The following is a 24,012-nucleotide window of genomic DNA, read 5'->3' on the forward strand; positions in this document are numbered from 1 at the left end:
CATGCCCACGGAGAACACCATGGCCAGCGCAATCCTCACTTCTGCCAAACACGGCGCCTACCTGGCCATCGGTCTTTACGTGACCATGGTGCTGGTCGTCAGCATCGCCTCGCAAATGGAACACCGCTTCAGCGCACCGATTGAAGTCGCTCACCCCGGCATCCAGTTTGAAGTCCGCTCGCAGAGCGTGATGGTCGACCGGGCTGAACTCGCGGGAGTTGGCGGCGCATGAAAGGCTACAGACTTTGGGTCATCGCCAGTCTGGCGGTCATGACCAACGGCGCTTCATTGCTGGGAATCGGCCAAGGCTCGGTCGGCGGGCTGGCGCGGGCCATAGAGGCCAATCACACCATTGCGCATAACATCGAACGGGCGAATACGTTGGGGCTGATGGCGGGGAATCCACCGGTGAAGGCCGCCGCCAATTTCCTCGGCCCCTTCGAAGTGGATTGCATGGCGCTCGGGATGTGCCAAGTGTTGGCCTAACCTATAACAGGCTGACCACTTTTCTGGAGATATACACATTTGTGGCGAGGGGATTTATCCCCGTTGGGCTGCGAAGCAGCCCCAAATCCTGCAACTCAAATTTGCCTGAATCACCGCATGCAATGGTTTCACGACTGCTTCGCAGCCGAGCGGGAGCAAGCCCCCTCGCCACAATAAATCCCCTCACCACAGGGTTACTCATTTACAGGAGAGGTGGGGTTATTTCTTCATGATCGAGGTGAAGAGGTCGGACTCGAGGAAATTGTGCAACCACGCCTGCAACCGCAGGAAAGGCGTCTGCCCGAACCAGTCCCGATCCACGTGCGCGAACTGCCTCACAAACGGCATCAACGCGACATCTGCCAAGCTTAGGTGCCCGGCGAGCAAGTAGTCTCGGCCCTCTAGCAATTCATCCAGCTTACGCAAGAACACCTCACCCTCAGCCCGATAATGTTCCATCGGTTGCTCGGGATAGCGTTCGGCGTACTTGTAGTGATTCAAATGCACCTTGAACACCTGATCGTTTTCTTCGATCAGTTCAGCAATGCGTTGCTGCCCGGCGGGGTCATCCTTGAGCAACCAATCCTCAGGATCGTTCTGCGCCAACGCCCAGTGCATGATCGCAAGACTCTCATCAATCACCCGACCATCAACCTCCAGCACCGGCACCGTGCCCTTGCTCGACAGCGCGAGCATCTCGGCCGGTTTTGCCTTCAGGCTGACCTCGACAATCTGCACTTCAACCCCGCAATAACGCAGTGCCATGCGAGCGCGCATGGCGTAGGGGCAGCGGCGGAAGGAATAGAGCGTGGTCATTTCACCTCCAGGGTGCTCAGGCCATTGCCCTGACGGCGGACCTGAATCTGCACCGGAATCCGCTCATGCATTTCCTGTACGTGTGAGATCACTGCGACCTTGCGGCCCTGCGCCTGCAAGCCGTCGAGGGCGTCCATGGCCAGTTGCAGGGATTCCGGATCGAGGCTGCCGAAGCCTTCGTCGATGAACAGCGATTCGATTTTCAGTGTGCTCGACGCCATCGACGCCAAGCCGAGCGCCAATGCCAATGACACCAGGAACGTTTCGCCGCCGGACAACGAATGCACCGAGCGCAGTTCGTCGCCCATCTCGGTGTCCATTACCAGCAAGCCGAGCATGCTGCCACCGCGTTTCAGGCGATAGCGCCGCACCAGTTGCCGCAACTGCACGTTAGCGTGATGCACCAACAGGTCGAGGTTGTAGGCCTGGGCGATCTTGCGGAAGGTGTCGCCGGTGGCCGAGCCGATCAAGGCATTCAAACGTGCCCAACGCTGGTACTCGGTGTAGGCGTCGGCGATTTGCTGGGCCAACGCCTGATTGGCATTCTGCCGGCGCTGATCCTCGGCCTGTTCGGCGCGCAGTTCGGCGCAGCGATGTTCGCTGGCGGCGAATAGGTTTTGCAGTTCCGCGAGCGCGGTTGCCAGTTGCTCGGCGTCGAGGTTGCCGTTGTGTTGCGCTTGATGCTTGAGCAAGCGCTCATCGCGCTCCTGCAACAGCACCTTGGCTTGTTCGATGGCTTTTTCGCTGAGCTGCAATTGCTGGCGCAGTTCACTGACCTGTTGATCGTCGACACTGAGCAACGCTTCCAGTCCACCGTCATCCAGCTCCGGATGCCGCGCGCGCCAGTCAGCAATCTTGCCGCTCAGTTCGCGGTCTTCAGTTTCCAGCGCTTCGGAGCGTTCTTGCTGCGCCTTGAGTTCAGCAGCCAGTTGCACCAATCGCGTGCGCACGGCTTGCAGTTCCTGATTGGCCGCAGCCTCGGCATGGCGTGCCTGTTCGACGGCTTGATCAAGTTGCTGCTGCCACTGTTCGGCGCTGCTGTGCTCGCCGAGCAATTGCGCCAGTTTCTGCTGGCAAGCCTGTTGCTGCTCGGCCAGCACGATGAACTGCTGTTGTGCGGTTTCCAACTGTTGGACGCGATTCAGCTGTTGATACTGCTCTTTCTCCAGCGTCTGCTGGCGCTGTTGCTGTTCGCCGAGTTCGTCGCGCTGCTGGTCCAGTTGTTCCAGACGCTGGGCGATTTGCCGGTCGAGCTGCATGAAGGTCGCGGCCGGCTCGTTGCGCAACGCGTCCAACGTATCGGCCGGAAGCAGCGTGCTGAACGCCGTCAGTTCTTCGTCCAGCCGCTGACGATCACTGCTTAACGCCTGCTGCTGAGTGCTCAGGTGTTGGGTCGCCTGCTGGTGCGCGGTTTCCGCCTGACGCAATTGTTGCGCCAGGCGCGCGGCATCCTGTTGCAGGGTGAGCAGGGCGTTCTGGCGTTGTTCGTCCTGAGTGATGCTCTGGTTCAACTGTTCGTTCTGGCGCAGCAGCCAAGCGTCGCGCTTGTCGGCGTGCTGATTCAGCAACTGCGCGGACAACGGATGCGCGTCGAGGCTCGGCGCGAGGGCCTGTTGCTGACTCGCCAATTGTTCCTGCTGTTGCAGCAACTCTTTTTGCTGAGCAATGACAGCCCCCACGTCGGCGCGCAGTTCGCTGAGCTTTTCCTTGAGTTGATCGACGACTTGCTGCGCATTGGCTTGCTCGCTTTCGTCGTGGCGACCGAGGCTTTGCAGCAATGCTTCCGGCTGATGGTAGGGGTGCTCGTTGCTGCCGCACACCGGGCATGGCTGGTCATCCTGCAACTGCTCACGCAACTCTTCGACACTGGCACTGCGCGCCAGGCGTTGGCGCTCAAGCAGTTCGCGGGTGACGTTGAGGGTTTGCTCGGCGATGGTCAGTTCGGCTTTGCTTTTCACGCCGTCCTGGGTCAGGCGCTCACGTTGCTGCTGAGCGCTGAGCTGGCGTTGTTGCAGTTCGGCGCCGCGCTTGTCCAACTCCTGCTGAGTGGCCCACAGGCGCGACAGGTCTTCGAAGGCGCGCAATTGTTTGCGGTTGTCTTGCAACAGCGTGCCAAGGATGCCGATCTGTTCAGCAACGGCGTCGGGTTCGGCGCCGGCCTCGTTGAACAGCACTTCAAGTTGCTGCTTCTGCGCGGTCAACTCCTCGGCGCTGCGAGTGGCGTTTTGTTCGAGGTTCGCCAGTTCGGCCTGCCCCTTGTTCAGCCGATTGCCGATCAACATCAATTGCTGGAGACGATCGCGATAGGCATTCCAGGCGTCGCTTAGCGGCGCCAGATGGGCGCTTTGTTCCAGCTCGGTGGCGATGCGTTGCAAGCGTTCGGCGACCTGGCCCTGCTTTTCCTGCAAAGTTTGAATGGCGCTCTGGCCATCGGTACAGGCCTGCTGCGCATTGGCTCTGGCTTCAGCACAAGCGGCGACGTCCCTGGCCAGGCGGGCGAGGGTGCTTTGCTCTTCAAAGGCCTGACGCAGCAGCGGTGCGTTTTCGTTTTGTCTTTGTTGCGCGTCGGTCAGTGCGACTTTCGCGGCATCGAGAGTCTGCTCAAGCTGCGTCTGGCGTTCAGTCAATTCGGCGTGCTGCCGGGTGTGCTCGGCAATCTGCGCCGCCAGCGGCGTGAGCTGCGCGGTGAGTTCAGTTTTGCGTGCAAATTGATGCCGCTGCGGCGCCAGTTGCTCCAGGCGCGTCAGCTTCAGCCGTTCGCCGGCCAGACTCTCCCAGTGTTGCTGGGCCGATTGCAGTTGTTCGTTGGCGCTCTGTTGGTCGTCCTGCAACTGGCGCAGGTTCTTCAGCCAGGTGTGTTGCTCTTCAAGTTGCTTGAGTTGCGCTTGCTGGGTCTTGAGTTGCTGCTGGGCTTCGTTGAAGCGCTCATCCAGCTCGGCGCGCGCCTCGGGGGACAACGGCGTGACGCCGGTGGCCTGATCCTGCAACAGTTTGTGGGCCTCGCGAGCCTCTTTGGTCTTGTCGAACGCCCGGCGACCCAAGCGCGTGTAGAGCGCAGTGTCGGTGAGTTTTTCCAGCAGTTCACTGCGGTCGTTGTCGTCCGCCTTGAGAAAGGCGCTGAACTCACTCTGGGCCAGCAGCACGGCGCGGGTGAACTGTTCAAAGTTCAGGCCCAACGCGGCTTCGAGCTGAGTCTTGTAGTCGCCTTTCTGGCTGGCCAGCAGCTGATCCTGATCGATATCGCGCAGGCTTTGGCGACTGGCTTGCAGCTTGCCGCCAGCCTTTTCCCGAGCGCGATTGGCTTCCCAGCGCGCCCGGTAGCGGCGGCCGTCGATGCCGACGAAATCCACTTCGGCATAACCTTCGCCGGTGCCACGACGCAGCAGGGTGCGCGGGTCGCCGGTGCCGATTTCGCCGTCAGCGTCCGGCACTTTGGCGTCGCGCCCAGTGTTGTTCAGGCGCGGCACGGCGCCAAACAACGCCAGGCACAAGGCGTCGAGCAAGGTGCTTTTGCCGGCGCCGGTCGGCCCGGTAATGGCGAACAGTCCAGCGCTGGCCAACGGCTCGGCGGTGAAGTCGATTTCAAAAGGCCCGGCCAGCGAGGCGAGGTTTTTCAGGCGGATCGCGAGGATCTTCATGGTTGTTCGCTCTCCATCTGCACGTCTTGCAGCAACTCGGCAAAGTCCTTGAGGGTTTGCTCATCGACCTCGCTGCCGTAGTTGTCCTGCCAGGCGCGGCTGAACAGTTCCTGAGGCGAAAGTTGATCGAGTTCGATCAGCGTGGTGCCGTCATCGGCGCCATCTTTACCGCCGTTGCCGGCGTACTCGGCGGCGATCCGCACCAGTCGTACAGCCTTGCCTTGCAGGGCGGTTTCGACTTGATGACGCAGATCCGGTTGCGGCTCGTCGAGGCGCACCCGCACTTCCAGCCACGGCTGGCGCTGGAGGTCTTCCAGCAGATCAATGTTTGGCAAGTCGGCCAGTTGCAGGAGGATTTCCGCCAATGGCGCAGGGCCGACGCGTTGCAGATTGACCGCCCGCGGGATCAGTTTCGGTTCGACGCTGACCAGGGTTTCGCCATCGAGGGTGATGTCGAGAATCTGATGCTGATAGTTGATCTCGGAGAACGACAACGGAATTGGCGAGCCGCTGTAGCGAATCCGCTCTTCACCGTTGACCTTCTGCGGCTTGTGCAAGTGACCGAGGGCGACGTAGCTGATGCTCGGCCCGAACAGGCTGGCGGGCAGCGCTTCGGCGTTACCGATAATCAGGCTACGCTCGGAGTCTTCCGACACCGAGCCGCCCGCCATGTGCGCGTGGCTGATGGCGATCAAGGCCTGACCTGGCTTGCGCTTGGCGTTCGCCGCTTCGATCAGCCATTCATGCACCTGGCCAATACCGCGCAAGTAGTTGTCGCCCAAATGCGCACCAGTCACCTCGGCAGGCCGCAGGAACGGCAGCGCCAGGCACCAACCGGCAATCTCGCCGCTGGCGTCCGGCAGCGGCAGCAACAGGCGCTCGGCATCGAGTTGACCGTCATCAAGCCACAACACCCGGCCCAACGCGTGGGTGCGCAATCGGCGCATCAACGGTGCGGGCAGTTCAATTCGCGAGCCGGAGTCATGATTGCCGGCGATCATCACGATCGTCAGCGACGGCTGCTGCTCATGGGCGCTGACGATAAAGTCGTAGAGGCGTTCCTGGGCGGTGACCGGCGGGTTGACCGTGTCAAAGATATCGCCGGCAATCAGCAGCACGTCGGGCTGGTCCAGCTTTAGCTGGCGCAACAGCCACTCGAGGAAACAACCGTGCTCGAAATCGCGGTCCTGGCCGTGCAGGTTCTGCCCAAGGTGCCAGTCGGAGGTGTGGAACAGACGCAAGGTGGACTCCGCAACAATTAAAGAGGTGATGGCCGCGAGGAAGTGAAGGGCGGCGAAAGAGGGGAGAGTTTACAGATTATTGCGAGCGGAGGGCTTGTCCGGAAGGTGAAGGCCATGATTTCGGTGAGCCCATTAATTGACGACCCAACGCCGATTACCTACCATCGAGCCACTATATTGATATCATTTTGCGGGCGGGCGATTTGTCGGGCTTCAACCTCCACGCCACGATAGCTCACACAGGGATATAGAGTTTGGAGCAAGTGCAATGAAACGGGTCAATTCGATACCTTCTGTTACTGACACCCAAGCGTATGGTTCCTGGAAAAACCAATGGTCGAGTCAGGAAAGTCTGGATGTTCATTCGTATATCTTTGACCAATGCAGGCCCGACCATGTTTTGTTGTTTTCCAAGATGTTCTTCCCGGACTTTGTGGTCGCCAAGGGTGGGGTATTTTTAGAGCGAAATTTTTCAAATGAAGTGTTTGACGGGTGTTTTGGCCTGGCCTCCGGTGATCTTCCAAAGACTGAGCAGTTATTGAATGTTGTGAGGATTTATGACGTTTTTGGCCAGGGTGCCAGTGATGTTTCGGATGATGTATTTCTTCAGTTGTGCAATGTGATTGGTTTTGCGTGGCGCATGGTGCTGAAAGAGAAGTTTCCAGAGAAGGTGTTCTGTGTCGAGGTGTCGAACTCAGAGCAGAACTATGGACCGGATATTACTTTCTACCAGGTTGGGCCATCGAGTTTGGGAGTCGGAACATGAGACTTCAGGATGTGGAGCAAGAGCCGGATTTTTATGGGACTTCGAGAAAACTCTCGTCTTTGGATGAGTGGCATTTGTCCGTGCGCGATACACCCTTGCAGTCCTGGTGCCTGGCGGAGTGGCGTGATGCTTGAGGGAAGTGTGTGAAACTTAACAGTGAAATGGAGCAAATGCTCGCTCGTGTGGGGTGCGCTTCTCTGGGCGGCGAATTGGCGGATATCGCAAGGTCCGGTTTCGTGGAACGGGATGGCTGTGTTTTTCTGACGAGTCTGGTGAGCTTCCAGAAGCATGTAAGCCTGAAGAGTTTCCCAGATAGAACGGGATGATGTTTCGTTAATTCAATCCATACCGATGATTATGTAAACGCTGATTTTTTGGCATGCGCGCTCTCGTACTTGTCTTTAGTGTTTGAGGCGTGGAACAAGTCAGGTCTGCCGGGAGTTCTGCAGGGAGCCATTTCGGGTGACGAATTCGATGCGATGGTGAAGTTTCATCTGCTGCGCCCAGGGGAAACCTGGCTGAGCGATGACCTCGAGGGGTATGAGGAAGCAGTGCTTACCGTTGAATCGAGTGACGAGGCGTTTCTTGAGACATATGGGGTATGAAAATCTAACGACGGCTTGGGTGCTCAAAGAACTGGAAGCCCAGTCAGAATTGGCAGCCAGCTTTCCACCTGGATTTTGGGTTACGCTGAGAGGATGGCCAAAGTTCGCGAGTGGCTGGATCTGGTGGGGGAATATGGATTGGCCTACGAATTGTTGGTGTCCCTGCTCGATAGTTTGACTTCAAGCTGTCCGGCAAGGCTGCAATAAAATTATTAGATGAGTGGGGCTTTATTTTGGTTTCAAGTGCGAAGGTGAGGAAAGCTTGCCCAAGGTGTGAGCAGGACTACATCGCGCATGTCCGAATCAAGACTACTGGTACAGAGCTGTTTCTGTGCCCGGAGTGTGATGCTACCTGGTTTGGAGTGGAGGCTATCGGGGTTGAGCCTTACTTTGACTACGGGATCTATGTGACACGTCTCGGTCTTTCAACTCTCTGGGGGAGTTGGAGATTCTTTCGGAAGCGGTAGTAATCGATCAATAACTCGAAAGGCTTTAATGAATGAGCATTGATTTTGACTTGCGCGGCCCTCGAGACCTTGGGCTGATTCGCGCAGGTATGACCCGTGACGATGCGAGGTCGGCCCTCGAAAGCCCCTTTGACGAGTTTTTGAAAAGTCCGGGTTCCGTTGTCCCGACCGACGCATATGATGATTTGGGACTTCATGTCTACTTCGATGATGCCTTGATGGTCGTCGGTGTAGAGTTTTTGAAATGGGCCCAATTCACCTGGCGCGGTCAGCGACTGGCAGGCGAAGAGGTACTTGTCGTTCAGCTGTTCCTGACGGGGCAAGGTGAGTTACTGGTTTTCAATAACTCAGGCTTCAACGTGGAGCGTTTGGGGCTGCGGTTCTACGCACCTGATATCGGTGAGGAAGGCGCCATCGTCGAGGCTGTTTATGTGGACTTTACCGGCGTCGACTGAGCAAAGCCGGGGACGATTCTACTTCGGATATAAGGGCGGCAACCGACTATCCCCCAACAGGATCGTGCACCCGTTCCGCCGCCGGAATAGAACGACTCATCCGCTACAAATGCTCACTTTGCCTCACCTTCTGGCGCAGACCTACAGCAAGTGCAGCGTTGATAATCTGCTTGAGGCAGATGTCGATGGCGATAGCTGGAGATTATCCAGTCGGACATGAAAACTGTCCGCACGCTTCTCCTTCTTTAACAGAAGTCGGCAAGTGGTTCTGTACAGGATGAGCCAGGAGGATAACGTGTTTTTCAAATTTCGCGATGTGGAAATTTGCCGGCGCCACGAAAGTTATTTCATCAAGTACGACGCGGGTAATCACGTGGATGTCATGCGTGAGGATGAGATTTCGGAACAGGAAGCGCTGACCGCAGCCACGGGTGAGGAAGCGGTTATTAAGTTTTTGTTTGAGTTGCAGGAGCGATTGATCCGTGAGGGTGTTGACCCTTATTTTTCAAATATTGAATGATTGAAGATGCTCGGTTAATGAAGGTTGTCTGTCTAGGTTCTATATAGCGCTATTGTGGGTGGGGAGTAACAGTGACTGTTGGCGATTGTGTTGACTTGCGAGGATGGTTGGTAATTATAGATTACAGATTGTTTCTTATTCCGGAAAACCACTCGGAAAACTATGAGGAAGGTGATAGGTATGAAATTTCAAAACCGGAGATAATATTTGCTGTTGCAGAGCTAATTCTTCCGCTGGCGGGAGGGAAGAGCTTTATATTTCATCGGTCAAAATTGTCGGGGGTTGTGGTAAGCGGTGCTCCGATAAAAATAGATCCAGTGTCTTTGTCTGTTGAAGAGAGACAGAGCGGATTTGTTTTCATAAACGTTGCAGATGTTTCTCTAGATAAATACAGGGAGCGCTACAAGGCTTTCCTTGAAAAGGGAAGCTCTGTTAATTCTGATGACTGGATGGACTACGTTTAGGCTGCAGGAAACAGAAAAAACCACTTCTCAAAACAGGTCCGTTATCTGTAACGCGTTCTCATGAGCAATAGAAATGCTGTTGTATTGGAAACAGGGGCTCACTTGCCTGAGAGAGACGCTTTGGTCAGTCAGGCATGGGGAAGCGTTCCCGTTTCTTATTTTCAGGATAGAGAGGTTTTTAGCGATTGCAGTTTTTTGGATTTGAAAGTCAATAAATGGGAAGTCAATCGTGAGTGGAGCAGTAAGCAGAGCTCTGAGCAGCTGATCAAGTGTGAATAAATTGGCAGGGGCTAAATAGAGTGATCACTGAAAATATAAAAACTACCCAGGAAATTTTCCAGCTGGTCGAAACCGGCGTAGTTCATGGCTATGATGCGTTTCGTTATGGTGTCGAACTGGGTGAGGATATATTGAGACGCAGCTGTGCGTTGAGAAGGACGGCGTAGAGGCCTAGAACGTCGAGAACGACATCAACGGCGCGATCATTCTTCGTCTGGTAGGCGAATTACAGGCCAACGCAGTCAAGCGCGGTGAACCCTGGAAGGCTTTTGTTTTCTCCTATCGCGAAGGCGAGCAAGTACCAACGAAATTCAACTATCGATTCCGATTTTCCTCAGCTATTTTTTACTTCGGATAAAGCGGCGGCAACCCGCTGTCACCCACCGGGTCGTGAACCCGCTCAGCCATCGGGATCGCCCGGGTCGCGCGCCACAGGTCTTCGCCTTGCCAATGCTGGCCGGTTTCACTGTACAGCGCGCCGTTCAAGCCATCGAGCGCATCCGACAGCGGCACAAAACGCGCCGCCATGTCGGCCAGGGTTTCCGGTTGTTGCCGGGCCCAGGCGTCGAGGGCCTGGCGGGTGGCGTGGGGGTCGTTGGCCTGGCAGGCACGCTTGAGGTCGTCGAGCACGGTGCGCGGGCTCGGGCCGGTTTGCGCGGCGCGCAGGATCGCCGGTTGCCAGCGGGCGCGCCACCAGAGGCCGAAGCCGAGCAGGGTGGTACAGGCCAGGATCACGGTGCTGAGTTTCCACCACCACAGGGCTTCGCTGTCGGCGCCGTAACTCACTTGTGGAGAACCCGCCGGGGTGTCGACTACCAGGCTCGGATTATTCGTCACTTGCAGGGTTCGGGCCGGCAGATTGCTGTGTTCCAGGTGATCTTCGAAGGTGTTCCACCAGACCACGTCCACCGATGGCAACTCGATGGCGCCACTGTGGGCGGGCACCAAAGCTTCACGATCTTCACGACTGCCGATCAGGCCACGCTCACTGTTCTGATTGCCCAGCACCGGTTGGTCCGGGTAGCGGCGCAAGCCGTTGACGTCGGTCGCGGGCAGCGGCGGCAACTGTGAACTGGCCAGGCCTTCAGCCTTCACGGTCAGGCTGCGGGTCAGTGAATCGCCAACCTGCGCGTGATCCGGCTCCGGGCTCCAGCTTTCGCTGAGGCTCAAGCTGCGCGCCGGCAGCCATGGCGAATCGGCTGGGTAGGTCGCGGGTTTGGCTTTGACCGTCAGTGGGATCTCGGCCGAGCTGACGCGCAGCAACTTGCCGGTTTTCGGCCCTTGAGCGCTGGTATCCTGGGACGGTTGCGCGTCGACCAGGGTAGCGCTGAACACCTGCGTCGGGATGGTCAGCACACCGCTGTGTTGGGGGAAGATCGCGTAGCGCATTTCGATCACGCCATGGCGCAGACCGTTGATGACTTTTTCATAAGTGCGCGACTCGCCCAGTTGTTCGATGCGCGCATCGGGAATCTGCAACGGGGTCAGGCTGCTGTCGTCGTACAGCGACACCGAATGGTAGATGCGCAAGGTCAAAATCGCCTGGGCCTGCACGTACACGCTGGACTGATCGAGGCTGGCTTCGATGAATACCGGCGCCAAGGTGTTCTTGGTGTCCTGGGTTTCGGTCTCTACCACCTGGATGCTGATCGGCTGACTGCGGACTTCGCCCAGTTGCAGCGACGGTATCTCCACGCTGCCGTTTTGCTTGGGCAGCAGGGTAATGATCCAGCGCGTGGTGGCACGGTTGTCGCCGTTGATCGTGGTCAACTGGTTGACCTGGCGGGTGCCGCGCACTTCAAACAGCGGCTCCAGTGGTGTCAGGTCCGGTTTGCCGAACTGTGTGACGTCGTTGGATTCCAGGGTCAGTTCGACTGTTTCTCCGGTGTTCAGGCGACTGCGATCCACACTGGCGACCAGATCCGCAGCCTGGGCCTGAAAGGACCAGAAGAGCAGCGCGAGCAAGAGAGCGGTGAAGCGGGTCATCGAATTTTTCCCTGATCCTGATGTTGTTGCTGTTCGTACCAGAATTTGCGCCGGAGCAGTTCGCCCGGGTCATCCGGGATCTTGCGCAGCCATTGCTCCAGCGCCTGGGCTTGTTCGCCTTCAATGCTGTCGTTGGCCGGGCGCCGTGGAGGCGTGGTGCTTTGTTCGTCCCCCAGATCGCTGCCCGGTACTTCATTGGCGCCAGGTTGCGGCGGCGCGGTAGACGGTTGTTCGGTGTCGGGCGCGGTGGCCTGGGTATCGGATTTCGGCTCGCCGCTGCTCGAAGGCTGGGTGGCGGCGCCGGGCGGCGGGCCGTCGCTGGCAGTCCCGGCCTCGTCGCCTTCGGTTTTGTCCGGTTCAACGGCCGGTGGCGTGGCTTTCTGTTTGATCAAGGCTTCGACCAACGCCTTGTTGGTCAGTGCCGGACGCAAATCCGGCTGGCGCTCCAGGGCCTGGTCATAAGCATCCAGCGCCGCTTCCAGTTCACCGCTCTTGGCCAGGGCGTTACCCCGATTGTAGTGCGCCCGCGCGTCGTCGCCTTGGGCGAAGCGCTCGGCGGCGCCGCTGTAGTCGCCGGCTTCATAGAGCGCCACACCCTGCCATTGCGGGTCTTCGAAATGCTGGGCGGCCTCGGCCGGGTGCTCCTGATTGAGCAAATGCAGCCCCCGTTGATCGGGGCGCAGCCACAGGTCTTCAAAGTCGAAGGCGTAACTCGGCTGCGGCATCAGGAACAACAGCGGCAGGCAGAACAACCAACCCCGGCGTCCGGCAAAGGAGGCCAGCAGTAACAGTGGCAGCAACAGCCAGTAACCCTGGTCGGCCCAAGTATCGAGGCGCAGGGTCTGGCCATCGTTACGCAAGTTGCGCGGGCCATCGAGCAGGCCGAGGGCGCCCAGATCAGCGTCGTCCAGCCTTGACGAGTGGTAGCGACCGCCCAGGTCGCTGGCGAAGGCTTTCAGGCCTTGGTTGTCGAGGTGCGGCACCAGAATCGCGCCTTGGGCGTCCTTGAGGAAACTGCCGTCCTCCTGAGCCACAGGCGCGCCTTCGGGCGTGCCGACGCCGAGCATCAGAAACTCCGTGGACTTGCCGTCCAGTGCGCGGCGAATACCCTGGCGTTCCTGTTCGGTCAGGGACGAGCCGATCAGCAGGATCCGGCCCTGGCCCAGAGCGCCCTGATCCAGCAGCGCCAAGGCCTTGACCACCGCCAGATCGGCGCGATGACCGGCCTCGGGCATCAACGAAGGCTTGAGCGCGTCCAGCAGATTACGGCTGGTGGACAAGTCATCCGACAACGGCACCAGCGTGTGAGCGCTGCCGGCGTAAACGACGATTGCGGTCTGGGCATCGCTGCGACTTTGCAGCAAGTCAAACAGCTTGCGCCGCGCCTGTTCCAGTCGCGTCGGTGGGCTGTCGGTGGCGAGCATTTCCGGGGTTAGCTCCAGCAGCACCACCAGCGGGTCGGCGGGTTTCTGGCTGGTTTGTTCGACTCGTTCCCAACTCGGCCCGAGCAGAGCACCGATGGTCAGCACCCAGGCCAGGCCCAGCACCACCCACGGCAATTTACTGTCGTGACCTTTGCCGCCACTGAGTAGTGCCGCGTGGAAGGCCGGCGGCAGGATCATCTGCCAGCGCCCGGCGCGTTTCTGCCGATGCCAGAGTTGCCAGAGCAACCAGCCCAGCAACGGCAACAGCAGTAGCCACCAGGGCCGGAACCAGTAAGGCCAGAGCGCGCTCATCGACGCCTCCGCAAGCGCAGGCGTTTGAGCCGTTGGCGCCAGTCTGGCAGTTGGGTTTGCAAAAACAGATCCTTGCTCAAGAAGCGTTGCAACGGATTGTCCGGCCAGCGCTCGCGCACCACCAGCAACATGCTCAACAACAGCGCCAACGCCAGCGGCCACTGATACAAGGCTTGTGCCGGGCGCGCCTGAGTCGGTTGTTGAGTCACTGGTTCGAGCTGGTCGAGGGTGGCCCTGATCGCCTCCAGCTCTTTGCCGTCGCGGGCGCGGAAGTACTGGCCGCCGGTGGCCTCAGCGATAGCCTTCAATGCCGGCTCGTCGAGGTCCAGGCTCGGGTTGACGCCGAGGAAACCCAGCGTACCGCTTTGCTCCGGGTCGGCACCGATGCCGATCGGGTAGATTTTCACGCCTTCACTGGCGGCCAGTCGAGCGGCGGTCAGTGGATCGATTTCGCCGCCATTGTTAGCGCCGTCGGTCACCAGAATCAGCACACGACTTTGCGCCGGACGCATGCGCAAACGCTTGAGCGCCAGGCCAATTGCATCACCGATGGCGGTGTTCTTGCCGGCGATGCCGATCCGCGCTTCGTCGAGCCATATGCGCACCGTGCGCCGGTCAAAGGTCAGCGGCGCTTGCAGGTAGGCCTTGCTGCCGAACAGGATCAGCCCGACCCGATCACCTTCGCGGCTTTCCAGAAAGTCGCCGAGCAAATGCTGGACCAGCGACAAGCGGCTGACGTCTTCGTCCTGCCATTGCATGTCGGGGAAATCCATCGAGCCGGACACGTCCACCGCCACCAGCAAATCGCGGCCACTGGCAGCAATCGGCAACGGTTCGCCGAGCCATTGCGGTCGGGCGGCGGCGATCAGCAGCAACAGCCACAGTAGGATGAACGGCGCTTGCTGGCGCCAGGCCGGCAGGTGGGCGCGAGCACGGCGTCGGGTCAGGCCTTCGAGGTCGCCTAGGAAGCTGACTTTGAGCGCCGGTTCGCCGCTGTCGGCCACCGGCAGCAGCACGCGCATCAGCCACGGCAATGGCAGCAGGGCAAAGATCCACGGCCAGGCGAACTCAAACATGTTTGCGAATCCAGGTGTCGACGGCGTGGGTCAGGCCTGCAATGGCCTTGTCGTCGAGTTTGCATTCGGGTTTGTAGGCGCCTTCCACCAGCACCATCCACCGTGTCAGGCCAGCAGCCGGGCAGCGGTTGTCGAGGAATGCCAGCCATTTGCGACCGTTGAGGGTGTGGCTCTGGCTGTAGGGGTAATGGTTGCGGCACAGGCGTTTGAGCAGGCCGTTGAGTTGCTGCAGCCAGGCACCGGCCGGCGCGCCGTCGTAGGGTTTGGGCATTTGCGCCAGTTCGACCAGGGCGGCGAGGCGTACCGGGTCCAGCGGCTGTTCGGCGCGCACGATGGGGCGTTTGTTCGGAATGAAGCGCCGCAACTGCCACAGGCCGAAACCGATCAGCGGCAATAACAGCAGCAACAGCCACCAGCCCGGCGCCGGTGGCCAGAAGTCGATGGGTGGCGGGGTCATCAGCGGTTGCAGTTGTTCGAGGCTGCTCATCGACCTTTCCCCGGTTTCTGTGGGTTCAGGTACTCGCGCAGTTGCTCAACCATTTCACTCTGGGTGCTCAGTGGCATCAACAGTACCCGCAGCTTTTGCGCGAGCAATTCCCAGCGGGCGATGCGGGCTTCGGCCTGGGCGCGATAGGCTTGGCGCAGGTCGAAATTCAGGGTGTCGAGTTCCAACTGCGCGCCACGCTCCGCGAAGCGTAAAAGCCCGGCGGCGGGCAGGGCGTGGTCCAGCGGATCGGAGAGCGGCAGCAGCAACAAGTCGCAATGGCGTGACAACAGACTCAGCTGTTGCTCGGAACCTTCGGTCAAGGCGCGTTCGTCGCAGATCACGATCACCAGGCTGCCGGGACGCAGCACTTCCCGGGCGCGGCGCAGGGCCATGTTGAGCGAGTCGCGGTTCTGCTCGCTTTCGGTGTGCAGCGACTGGTTGACCCGCACCAGCCGGTTGAGCAATTGCAGCAGGCTCTGCTTGCTGCGCCGTGGTTTGATTTCGTAGTGCTCGTTGTCGCCGAACACCAGCCCGCCGACCCGGTCGTTATGCCCCAGGGCCGCCCAGCCGATCAGGCTCGCGGCTTGGGCCGCGAGCACCGACTTGAACATCAGCCCCGAGCCGAAAAACAGCCGACGGCTTTGCTCGACCATGATGAAAATCGGTCGTTCGCGTTCCTCATGAAACAGCTTGGTGTGTGGCTCCTGGGTGCGGGCGGTGACGCGCCAGTCGATGGTGCGCACGTCGTCGCCGGCCTGATAGACCCGCACCTGATCGAAGTCGACGCCACGGCCGCGCAGCTTGGAGTGGTGCAGGCCGATCAGCGGGCTGCGCTGGCTCGGCGTGGAAAACAGCTGCACTTCGCGCACACGATGACGCATCTCGATCAGCTCGGCGAGGCTGACACGGATGCCCGGCTCGGGCGGCAGGCTGGCGTTCATCGAGGTCAAGCGACGGCTACGACGTCGAGAATCCGCTGGACCACTCGGTCCTGGTCAATGCCAGCAGCTTCGGCTTCAAAGGACAGGATGATGCGGTGACGCAACACGTCAAACAGCACCGCTTGAATGTCTTCCGGGCTGACAAAGTCGCGACCGGCCAGCCAGGCGTGAGCGCGGGCGCAACGGTCCAGCGCAATCGAACCACGCGGGCTGGCGCCGTAGGCGATCCACTCGGCCATCTCCGGGTCGAATTTGGCCGGCGTGCGCGTGGCCATGACCAGTTGCACCAGGTATTCCTCCACGGCGTCGGCCATGTACAAACCGAGGATTTCCTTGCGCGCGGCGAAGATCGCCTGCTGGCTGACCCGGCGCTCAGGCTTGGTTTCGCCGTTGAGGGCTTCGCCACGGGCCTGTTGCAGGATGCGGCGTTCGACGGCGGCGTCCGGGAAACCGATTTTTACGTGCATCAGGAAACGGTCGAGTTGGGCTTCGGGCAGCGGGTAGGTGCCTTCCTGCTCAATCGGGTTTTGCGTGGCCATCACCAGAAACAGCGGCGACAACTCGTAAGTGCTGCGCCCGACGCTGACTTGACGCTCGGCCATGGCTTCGAGCAGGGCTGACTGAACCTTGGCCGGGGCACGGTTGATTTCGTCCGCCAGCACCAGGTTGTGGAAGATCGGCCCTTGCTGGAACACGAAGCTGCCGGTTTCCGGGCGATAGATCTCGGTGCCGGTGATATCGGCCGGCAACAGGTCGGGGGTGAACTGGATGCGATGGAACTGCGCTTCGATGCCTTCGGCGAGTTCTTTGATGGCCTTGGTCTTGGCCAGGCCCGGGGCGCCCTCGACCAGCATGTGGCCGTCGGCGAGCAAGGCGATGAGCAAACGCTCGATGAGTTTTTCCTGGCCGAGAATCTGCGTTGAAAGAAAGGTTCGCAGCGCAAGCAGCGCTTCACGATGTTCCATCGATGACTGTTCCTGGAAAGGGTGACCGAAGACGTTCAAATAACGCCAGGGCTGGGGGCGTTACTTTAATGCATCGCGGGGGGTGGCGACTAACGGCATTTTGCGCAAAGTGCGGGAAAGGGCTGGGGGAATTGTTTGAAATTTGTAGGTGGGAGGAGCGGTGGTGTTCTTTCGGACCTCATCGCGAGCAAGCTCGCTCCCACATTTTGAGCGGCGTACATCCGTCAATGTGGGAGCGAGCCTGCTCGCGATAGGGCCAGCCCAGATGACATCAAACTTCGTTAATGAAGGTGCCCGTCCCATCAAGGATGTTCTTCAGGGTCTCGACAACCTCATCCATATCCACCATATCCGGGTTAAAGCTGATCTCCAGCACATCATCGCCATTCAGCACGTCGGCATCCGCCGCCGCGATCTCGATCTTTAGCAGCGTCGAAGTCAACGTGACTTTCACCCCGTCCAGAGTCGATGGCTCGCCGTCGAGGGTGATGTCCAGCGCGTCCTCGTCCGGGTAGCGGGTCATCAGGAACATGTCGCCCTGATCGCTGTGGCAGCAGAGCATGGCCATGTTGTCTTCTTCGTCATCGCACGGGTTGACGATCAAGAGGGCGGTGGTCATTTGCATGGGTAATTCCTGGCTCAAGGGGCGTGTTGGTCGCTAATGGGCGCGATTCTGCCAGCCCTCGGGAATTTCTGCATGTGAGAGTGTCAGAGGATGTGTCGTGAACACGACGTGGGTCAGTGGTCATTTCTGGCACGCATGTACCGTAAAAACGGGGATTCAGACCAGCGTTTTGCGCCACGAGTGCTAGTGTTTACCGGTGCGAAAGCCCTCGTTTACGTGCCGATGACCGAATATGTCGCAGCACCGCAAGCAGGCACGTTGTCGCACTCGTTAAGCTGCGCATCGAATGGATACCCGTAAAGGCATTGTGCAATTCATCGTACAGTCGCTTTTGCCGATACCCATTCTTGGAAGGTGAATGTGACCTGAGTGTCTCGTCCAGCTTCACCCACCTGTCTCCCTGTTTCCTCTGCCCGAGAATCAGGAACAGGGTGACGGATCGCCCCGAAAGGGGTTTTGCACGCGACGCTTCCATCAATAACAAGCCCAAGCGGAGTACCACAGATGGCGTTCTTCACCGCAGCCAGCAAAGCCGACTTCCAGCACCAACTGCAAGCGGCACTGGCGCAGCACATCAGTGAACAGGCACTGCCACAAGTGGCGCTGTTTGCTGAACAATTTTTCGGCATCATTTCCCTCGACGAGCTGACTCAACGTCGGTTGTCCGACCTCGCCGGCTGCACCCTTTCTGCGTGGCGCCTGCTTGAGCGCTTCGATCACGCGCAACCACAAGTGCGCGTCTACAACCCTGATTACGAACGCCACGGCTGGCAGTCGACCCACACTGCGGTCGAAGTGCTGCACCACGATTTGCCATTCCTCGTGGACTCGGTGCGTACCGAGCTGAACCGTCGCGGCTACAGCATCCATACCTTGCAAACCACTGTGCTGAGCGTGCGTCGCGGCAGCAAGGGTGAGCTGCTGGAAATCCTGCCGAAGGGCACCCATGGCGAAGGCATTCTGCAAGAATCGCTGATGTACCTGGAAATCGACCGTTGCGCCAACGCGGCCGAGCTCAATGTACTGAGCAAAGAGCTGGAACAGGTTCTCGGTGAAGTCCGCGTTGCGGTCGCCGATTTCGAACCAATGAAAGCCAAGGTTCAGGAAATCCTGACCGGCCTGGACAACAGCCAGTTCAAAGTCGATGGCGAAGAAAAAGCCGAAATCAAAAGCTTCCTGGAATGGCTGGTGGGCAACCACTTCACGTTCCTGGGCTATGAAGAATTCGTGGTCAGCGACCAGGCCGACGGCGGCCACATCGAGTACGACCAGAACTCCTTCCTCGGCCTGACCAAACTGCTGCGTACCGGCCTGACCTACGATGACCTGCGCATCGAAGACTACGCCGTGAACTACCTGCGCGAACCGACCCTGCTGTCGTTCGCCAAGGCTGCGCACCCAAGCCGCGTACACCGTCCGGCTTACCCGGACTACGTGTCGATCCGCGAGATCGACGCCGACGGCAAGGTCATCAAGGAATGCCGCTTCATGGGCCTTTACACCTCCTCGGTGTATGGCGAGAGCGTGCGGGTCATTCCGTACATCCGCCGCAAGGTCGAAGAAATCGAACGCCGTTCCGGCTTCCAGGCCAAGGCTCACTTGGGCAAGGAACTGGCGCAGGTCGTCGAAGTACTGCCGCGTGACGATCTGTTCCAGACGCCGGTCGACGAGCTGTTCAGCACCGTGATGTCGATTGTGCAGATCCAGGAACGCAACAAGATCCGCGTGTTCCTGCGCAAAGACCCGTACGGTCGTTTCTGCTACTGCCTGGCCTACGTGCCGCGCGACATCTACTCCACCGAAGTGCGCCAGAAGATCCAGCAAGTGCTGATGGATCGCCTGAAAGCCTCGGATTGCGAGTTCTGGACCTTCTTCTCCGAGTCCGTGCTGGCCCGTGTACAACTGATTCTGCGGGTTGACCCGAAGAACCGTCTGGACATCGACCCGGTTCTGCTGGAAAAAGAAGTGGTTCAAGCCTGCCGCAGCTGGCAGGACGACTACGCCAGCCTGGTCGTGGAAAGCTTCGGCGAAGCCCACGGCACCAACGTGCTGGCGGACTTCCCGAAAGGCTTCCCGGCCGGTTACCGCGAGCGCTTCGCTGCGCACTCGGCCGTGGTCGACATGCAACACCTGCTGAGCCTGAACGAAAAGAACCCGCTGGTGATGAGCTTCTATCAGCCGCTGGGTCAGGTCTCCGGTCAGCGCGAACTGCATTGCAAGCTGTACCACGCCGACACGCCGCTGGCGTTGTCCGACGTCTTGCCGATCCTGGAAAACCTCGGCCTGCGCGTGCTGGGTGAGTTCCCGTATCGCCTGCGTCACAACAATGGCCGCGAGTTCTGGATTCACGATTTCGCGTTCACCGCTGCCGAAGGCCTGGAACTCGACATCCAGCAGCTCAACGACACCTTGCAGGACGCGTTCGTCCACATCGTGCGTGGCGATGCCGAAAACGATGCGTTCAACCGTCTGGTACTGACCGCCGGCCTGCCATGGCGCGACGTTGCGCTGCTGCGTGCCTACGCCCGTTACATGAAGCAGATTCGTCTGGGCTTCGACCTGGGCTACATCGCCAGCACCCTGAACAACCACACCGACATCGCTCGTGAGTTGACCCGGTTGTTCAAGACCCGTTTCTACCTGGCGCGCAAACTGGCCAGCGACGATCTGGAAGACAAGCAGCAACGTCTGGAACAAGCCATCGTCACCGCCCTGGACGACGTCCAGGTGCTCAACGAAGACCGCATCCTGCGTCGCTACCTGGACCTGATCAAGGCCACCCTGCGCACCAACTTCTACCAGACCGATGCGCACGGCCATAACAAGTCTTACTTCAGCTTCAAGTTCAACCCGCACCAGATTCCTGAGCTGCCGAAGCCAGTACCGAAGTTCGAAATCTTCGTTTACTCGCCTCGCGTTGAAGGTGTGCACCTGCGCTTCGGTAACGTGGCTCGTGGCGGCCTGCGCTGGTCCGACCGTGAAGAAGACTACCGCACCGAAGTGTTGGGCCTGGTAAAAGCCCAGCAAGTGAAGAACTCGGTCATCGTGCCTGTGGGCGCGAAGGGCGGCTTCCTGCCGCGTCGCCTGCCATTGGGCGGCGGTCGGGACGAGATCGCGGCCGAGGGCATCGCCTGCTACCGCATCTTCATCTCGGGCCTGTTGGACATCACCGACAACCTGAAGGACGGCGCACTGGTGCCGCCGGTCAACGTTGTGCGTCATGACGATGATGACCCGTACCTGGTAGTGGCTGCGGACAAGGGCACTGCGACCTTCTCCGACATCGCCAACGGCATTGCCATCGACTACGGTTTCTGGCTCGGCGACGCCTTTGCATCGGGCGGCTCGGCTGGCTACGACCACAAGAAAATGGGCATCACCGCCAAGGGCGCGTGGGTTGGCGTACAGCGTCACTTCCGCGAGCGCGGCATCAATGTTCAGAAAGACAGCATTACCGTTGTCGGCGTCGGCGACATGGCCGGTGACGTGTTCGGTAACGGCTTGTTGATGTCCGAGACCCTGCAACTGGTCGCGGCCTTCAACCACCTGCACATCTTCATCGATCCGAATCCGCAACCGGCTAACAGCTTCGTCGAGCGTCAGCGCTTGTTCGATCTGCCGCGTTCGGCGTGGTCGGATTACGACACCAGCATCATGTCCGAAGGCGGTGGGATCTTCTCCCGCAGCGCGAAAAGCATCGCGATTTCCCCGCAGATGAAAGAGCGCTTCGACATTCAGGCTGACAAGCTGACCCCGACCGAACTGCTGAACGCCTTGCTCAAGGCACCGGTAGACCTGTTGTGGAACGGCGGTATCGGCACGTACGTCAAAGCCAGCACCGAAAGCCACGCCGATGTCGGCGACAAGGCCAACGATGCGCTGCGCGTGAACGGCAACGAACTGCGCTGCAAAGTTGTGGGCGAGGGCGGTAACCTCGGTATGACCCAATTGGGTCGTGTCGAATTCGGCCTCAATGGCGGCGGTTCCAACACCGACTTCATCGACAACGCCGGTGGTGTGGACTGCTCCGACCACGAAGTAAACATCAAGATCCTGCTGAACGAAGTGGTTCAGGCCGGTGACATGACCGAGAAGCAACGTAACCAGTTGCTTGGCAGCATGACTGACGAAGTCGGCGGCCTGGTCCTGGGCAACAACTACAAGCAGACTCAGGCACTGTCCCTGGCCGCCCGTCGCGCCTTGCCGCGGATTGCCGAATACAAGCGCCTGATGAACGATCTGGAAAGCCGTGGCAAGCTGGATCGCGCCATCGAGTTCCTGCCGGCGGAAGAGGCTATCAACGAGCGCGTTGCGGCAGGCCATGGCCTGACCCGTGCCGAGCTGTCGGTGCTGATCTCCTACAGCAAGATCGACCTCAAAGAAGCGCTGCTCAACTCGCAAGTGCCGGACGACGATTACCTGACCCGCGACATGGAAACCGCTTTCCCGCCGATGCTGGTGAGCAAGTTCTCCGAAGCAATGCGTCGTCACCGTCTGAAGCGCGAGATCGTCAGCACCCAGATCGCCAACGATCTGGTGAACCACATGGGCATCACCTTCGTTCAACGACTCAAAGAGTCGACCGGCATGAGCCCGGCGAACGTGGCCGGCGCTTATGTGATCGTGCGTGACATCTTCCACCTCCCGCACTGGTTCCGTCAGATCGAAGCCCTGGACTACCAGGTTTCCGCTGACGTCCAACTGGAGCTGATGGACGAGCTGATGCGTCTGGGCCGTCGCGCTACGCGCTGGTTCCTGCGTAGCCGTCGCAACGAGCAGAATGCTGCCCGTGACGTCGCGCACTTCGGTCCACATCTGGCAGCGCTGGGCCTCAAGCTCGACGAACTGCTGGAAGGCCCGACCCGCGAAGGCTGGCAGACCCGTTATCAGGCTTACGTTGCGGCTGGCGTACCTGAATTGCTGGCGCGCATGGTTGCAGGCACCACTCACCTGTACACCTTGCTGCCGATCATCGAAGCAGCCGACGTGACTGGCCAGAACGCAGCAGACGTCGCGAAGGCTTACTTCGCTGTCGGCAGCGCTCTGGATATCACCTGGTACCTGCAACAGATCAGCGCCCTGCCGGTTGAAAACAACTGGCAGGCCTTGGCCCGTGAAGCGTTCCGCGATGATGTGGACTGGCAGCAACGTGCGATCACCATCTCCGTCCTGCAACAGGGCGACGGCACCCAGGACGTGGAAACACGCCTGGCGCTGTGGATGGAAGAGCACGAAGGCATGATCGAGCGCTGGCGCGCCATGCTGGTGGAAATCCGTGCCGCGAGCGGCACTGACTACGCCATGTATGCAGTCGCCAACCGCGAACTGCTGGACCTGGCGTTGAGCGGTCAGGCGGTAGTGCCTGTCGCTGCTGCCCTTGAGCTGGAACCGGCGGCCTGATTTAGGCGCTGAATGAAAAAGCCCCTGTATCGAGAGATGCGGGGGCTTTTTTTTGCCAGAGGGTTTTGGGGTGGCTGGTCGGGCCCTATCGCGAGCAAGCTCGCTCCCACAGGTTTTGTGTTGCACTCGGTCCTTGTGGGAGCTGGCTTGCCAGCGATGAGGTCCTTACATTCAATACAACTTAGGGGCTTGTTTATTATCAAGTATCGACACATTAGTTGTCGGTCTGGTCAGTAAATTACTGAGCGACTGGTCAAACTTCTGCAGCGCCCGAACTTGCACATCCTGTTGCTGGTTAATATCCGCCACAATCTCTTCGCTGCGATTAAAGTCGGCCCATACAGGCGTCAGTTCTTTCGCGTCCGAGCCTTTCGCCGTACCGATATAGTTCAACCGCGCATCATAAAAATCGGCACTGACATCCACCTTGATATCCGAACTGCGCGAAGTCATCAATTGGCTGTGGGTATCGACAATGGCAACCACGTCGGGTCTGGCAGCCCGCAGGCTTTGCATGTCCGGATAGACCGTCACCGAACCGAACTGGCGCTGCAACGAGGCCTTGACGCCATCCACGGCAAAGTCCGGGTTGGATGTCTTGACGTAGGCGTCGTGGATCGGCTGATCCAGCAGGCTCTGGCCGAAACCGGTGCCGGCGTTGGCCTGGTAGTTGCGCAGGTAATCGCGGTTGGCCTGGGTGCTCGGGCTGTAGAGGATGCCCAGCGACACCGTTCTGCCGCTGGCGACGCTTGCGGCACTGGAGCGAGTGACCGGCATATCGAGCGAGGAGACCGCTTTGGGTGCAGTGGGAATGGAGCATCCGGTTAACAGCGCTGCGACAGCTAACGTACTAACAAGCACAAGTTTCATGGTGTATCTCCAGTGAAACAGCGTGAAGCGAACGTTTAAGTATTGCCGGTATCGACCGGCGATGAACTTAGACTAAACCTGTATTCACTGAATGGAACCTGTCTGTGCGTACACTTGTTGAGTGAGTCATAGTTTCGTTTGATGTAAACGATTCAAGCTAATTGCGAGCAGTCATAAAAAGGCCCGAAT

General features: G+C 59.2%; 18 protein-coding genes. 7 read left to right on the top strand and 11 right to left on the bottom strand.

Annotation, left to right across the window (positions count from 1 at the left end; genetic code table 11):
- Positions 1–19 precede the first annotated feature (19 nt).
- Together JFT87_RS17040 and JFT87_RS17045 are read left to right on the top strand one after the other, a co-directional pair.
- Complete coding sequence (locus JFT87_RS17040; protein ID WP_201203036.1) at positions 20–232, top strand: hypothetical protein; 213 nt, start codon at positions 20–22, stop codon at positions 230–232.
- Complete coding sequence (locus tag JFT87_RS17045) at positions 229–486, top strand: hypothetical protein (protein ID WP_201203037.1); 258 nt, start codon at positions 229–231, stop codon at positions 484–486. Before JFT87_RS17040 ends, JFT87_RS17045 begins: the two co-directional genes overlap by 4 nt.
- Before the next feature lie 219 nt (positions 487–705).
- Here the strand turns inward: JFT87_RS17045 and JFT87_RS17050 are convergent, their stop codons facing one another.
- The 3 genes from JFT87_RS17050 to JFT87_RS17060 are packed head-to-tail and all read right to left on the bottom strand — an operon-like array spanning position 706 to position 6,181.
- Positions 706–1,302, bottom strand: a complete 597-nt coding sequence (locus tag JFT87_RS17050) for a glutathione S-transferase (RefSeq protein WP_201203039.1) — start codon at positions 1,300–1,302, stop codon at positions 706–708.
- Positions 1,299–4,940, bottom strand: a complete 3,642-nt coding sequence (locus JFT87_RS17055) for an SbcC/MukB-like Walker B domain-containing protein (RefSeq protein ID WP_201203041.1) — start codon at positions 4,938–4,940, stop codon at positions 1,299–1,301. Before JFT87_RS17055 ends, JFT87_RS17050 begins: the two co-directional genes overlap by 4 nt.
- Positions 4,937–6,181, bottom strand: coding sequence for an exonuclease SbcCD subunit D C-terminal domain-containing protein (locus JFT87_RS17060; protein WP_201203042.1), 1,245 nt, complete (start codon positions 6,179–6,181; stop codon positions 4,937–4,939). Before JFT87_RS17060 ends, JFT87_RS17055 begins: the two co-directional genes overlap by 4 nt.
- Before the next feature lie 268 nt (positions 6,182–6,449).
- Between JFT87_RS17060 and JFT87_RS17065 the strand changes: the two genes are divergently transcribed.
- The 4 genes from JFT87_RS17065 (at position 6,450) to JFT87_RS17080 (ending at position 9,458) form a co-directional block, all read left to right on the top strand.
- A complete protein-coding gene (locus JFT87_RS17065) occupies positions 6,450–6,947 on the top strand; it encodes a hypothetical protein (protein ID WP_201203043.1) in 498 nt (165 codons plus the stop codon).
- A gap of 1,104 nt (positions 6,948–8,051) precedes the next feature.
- Positions 8,052–8,474, top strand: coding sequence for a hypothetical protein (locus JFT87_RS17070; protein ID WP_201203044.1), 423 nt, complete (start codon positions 8,052–8,054; stop codon positions 8,472–8,474).
- 295 nt (positions 8,475–8,769) lie between these two features.
- A complete protein-coding gene (locus JFT87_RS17075) occupies positions 8,770–8,994 on the top strand; it encodes a hypothetical protein (RefSeq protein ID WP_201203045.1) in 225 nt (74 codons plus the stop codon).
- A gap of 71 nt (positions 8,995–9,065) precedes the next feature.
- Positions 9,066–9,458 (top strand): hypothetical protein, encoded by a 393-nt coding sequence (locus tag JFT87_RS17080; protein ID WP_201203046.1) that lies wholly within the window; start codon positions 9,066–9,068, stop codon positions 9,456–9,458.
- Positions 9,459–10,082: 624 nt separating this feature from the next.
- Here the strand turns inward: JFT87_RS17080 and JFT87_RS17085 are convergent.
- The 7 genes from JFT87_RS17085 to JFT87_RS17115 all read right to left on the bottom strand — a co-directional run bounded on the left by JFT87_RS17085 (position 10,083) and on the right by JFT87_RS17115 (position 17,553).
- Positions 10,083–11,723, bottom strand: coding sequence for a BatD family protein (locus JFT87_RS17085; protein WP_201203047.1), 1,641 nt, complete (start codon positions 11,721–11,723; stop codon positions 10,083–10,085).
- Positions 11,720–13,459 carry a tetratricopeptide repeat protein gene (locus JFT87_RS17090; RefSeq protein ID WP_201203049.1) on the bottom strand — a complete coding sequence of 580 codons (1,740 nt, stop codon included), beginning with the start codon at positions 13,457–13,459 and terminating at the stop codon, positions 11,720–11,722. Before JFT87_RS17090 ends, JFT87_RS17085 begins: the two co-directional genes overlap by 4 nt.
- Positions 13,456–14,535 (bottom strand): vWA domain-containing protein, encoded by a 1,080-nt coding sequence (locus JFT87_RS17095; RefSeq protein WP_201203051.1) that lies wholly within the window; start codon positions 14,533–14,535, stop codon positions 13,456–13,458. Before JFT87_RS17095 ends, JFT87_RS17090 begins: the two co-directional genes overlap by 4 nt.
- Positions 14,528–15,022 carry a DUF4381 domain-containing protein gene (locus tag JFT87_RS17100; RefSeq protein ID WP_201203052.1) on the bottom strand — a complete coding sequence of 165 codons (495 nt, stop codon included), beginning with the start codon at positions 15,020–15,022 and terminating at the stop codon, positions 14,528–14,530. Before JFT87_RS17100 ends, JFT87_RS17095 begins: the two co-directional genes overlap by 8 nt.
- Entirely contained in the window at positions 15,019–15,963 is a 945-nt protein-coding gene (locus tag JFT87_RS17105) for a DUF58 domain-containing protein (protein ID WP_201203053.1), read from the bottom strand. The genes JFT87_RS17100 and JFT87_RS17105 overlap by 4 nt, the downstream gene beginning before the upstream one ends.
- 5 nt (positions 15,964–15,968) lie before the next feature.
- Positions 15,969–16,928, bottom strand: a complete 960-nt coding sequence (locus JFT87_RS17110; RefSeq protein WP_003218556.1) for an AAA family ATPase — start codon at positions 16,926–16,928, stop codon at positions 15,969–15,971.
- A 271-nt stretch (positions 16,929–17,199) separates the two neighbouring features.
- Positions 17,200–17,553 (bottom strand): hypothetical protein, encoded by a 354-nt coding sequence (locus tag JFT87_RS17115; RefSeq protein ID WP_201203054.1) that lies wholly within the window; start codon positions 17,551–17,553, stop codon positions 17,200–17,202.
- Positions 17,554–18,057: 504 nt separating this feature from the next.
- Between JFT87_RS17115 and JFT87_RS17120 the strand changes: the two genes are divergently transcribed.
- Positions 18,058–22,953 (top strand): NAD-glutamate dehydrogenase, encoded by a 4,896-nt coding sequence (locus JFT87_RS17120; RefSeq protein WP_201203055.1) that lies wholly within the window; start codon positions 18,058–18,060, stop codon positions 22,951–22,953.
- Positions 22,954–23,124: 171 nt separating this feature from the next.
- Here the strand turns inward: JFT87_RS17120 and JFT87_RS17125 are convergent, their stop codons facing one another.
- Entirely contained in the window at positions 23,125–23,823 is a 699-nt protein-coding gene (locus JFT87_RS17125) for an ATPase (protein WP_201203056.1), read from the bottom strand.
- Between the last annotated feature and the right edge of the window lie 189 nt (positions 23,824–24,012).

It is taken from the genome of Pseudomonas sp. TH15 (assembly GCF_016651105.1).
Classification (GTDB): Bacteria; Pseudomonadota; Gammaproteobacteria; order Pseudomonadales; family Pseudomonadaceae; genus Aquipseudomonas.

Excerpts from the sequence above, each read along its gene's own strand:
- JFT87_RS17040 (WP_201203036.1), top strand. The coding sequence starts at position 20 with ATGGCCAGCGCAATCCTCACTTCTGCCAAACACGGCGCCTACCTGGCC.
- JFT87_RS17045 (WP_201203037.1), top strand. The coding sequence starts at position 229 with ATGAAAGGCTACAGACTTTGGGTCATCGCCAGTCTGGCGGTCATGACC.
- JFT87_RS17050 (WP_201203039.1), bottom strand. The coding sequence starts at position 1,302 with ATGACCACGCTCTATTCCTTCCGCCGCTGCCCCTACGCCATGCGCGCT.
- JFT87_RS17055 (WP_201203041.1), bottom strand. The coding sequence starts at position 4,940 with ATGAAGATCCTCGCGATCCGCCTGAAAAACCTCGCCTCGCTGGCCGGG.
- JFT87_RS17065 (WP_201203043.1), top strand. The coding sequence starts at position 6,450 with ATGAAACGGGTCAATTCGATACCTTCTGTTACTGACACCCAAGCGTAT.
- JFT87_RS17070 (WP_201203044.1), top strand. The coding sequence starts at position 8,052 with ATGAGCATTGATTTTGACTTGCGCGGCCCTCGAGACCTTGGGCTGATT.
- JFT87_RS17085 (WP_201203047.1), bottom strand. The coding sequence starts at position 11,723 with ATGACCCGCTTCACCGCTCTCTTGCTCGCGCTGCTCTTCTGGTCCTTT.
- JFT87_RS17090 (WP_201203049.1), bottom strand. The coding sequence starts at position 13,459 with ATGAGCGCGCTCTGGCCTTACTGGTTCCGGCCCTGGTGGCTACTGCTG.
- JFT87_RS17095 (WP_201203051.1), bottom strand. The coding sequence starts at position 14,535 with ATGTTTGAGTTCGCCTGGCCGTGGATCTTTGCCCTGCTGCCATTGCCG.
- JFT87_RS17100 (WP_201203052.1), bottom strand. The coding sequence starts at position 15,022 with ATGAGCAGCCTCGAACAACTGCAACCGCTGATGACCCCGCCACCCATC.
- JFT87_RS17105 (WP_201203053.1), bottom strand. The coding sequence starts at position 15,963 with ATGAACGCCAGCCTGCCGCCCGAGCCGGGCATCCGTGTCAGCCTCGCC.
- JFT87_RS17110 (WP_003218556.1), bottom strand. The coding sequence starts at position 16,928 with ATGGAACATCGTGAAGCGCTGCTTGCGCTGCGAACCTTTCTTTCAACG.
- JFT87_RS17115 (WP_201203054.1), bottom strand. The coding sequence starts at position 17,553 with ATGCAAATGACCACCGCCCTCTTGATCGTCAACCCGTGCGATGACGAA.
- JFT87_RS17120 (WP_201203055.1), top strand. The coding sequence starts at position 18,058 with ATGGCGTTCTTCACCGCAGCCAGCAAAGCCGACTTCCAGCACCAACTG.
- JFT87_RS17125 (WP_201203056.1), bottom strand. The coding sequence starts at position 23,823 with ATGAAACTTGTGCTTGTTAGTACGTTAGCTGTCGCAGCGCTGTTAACC.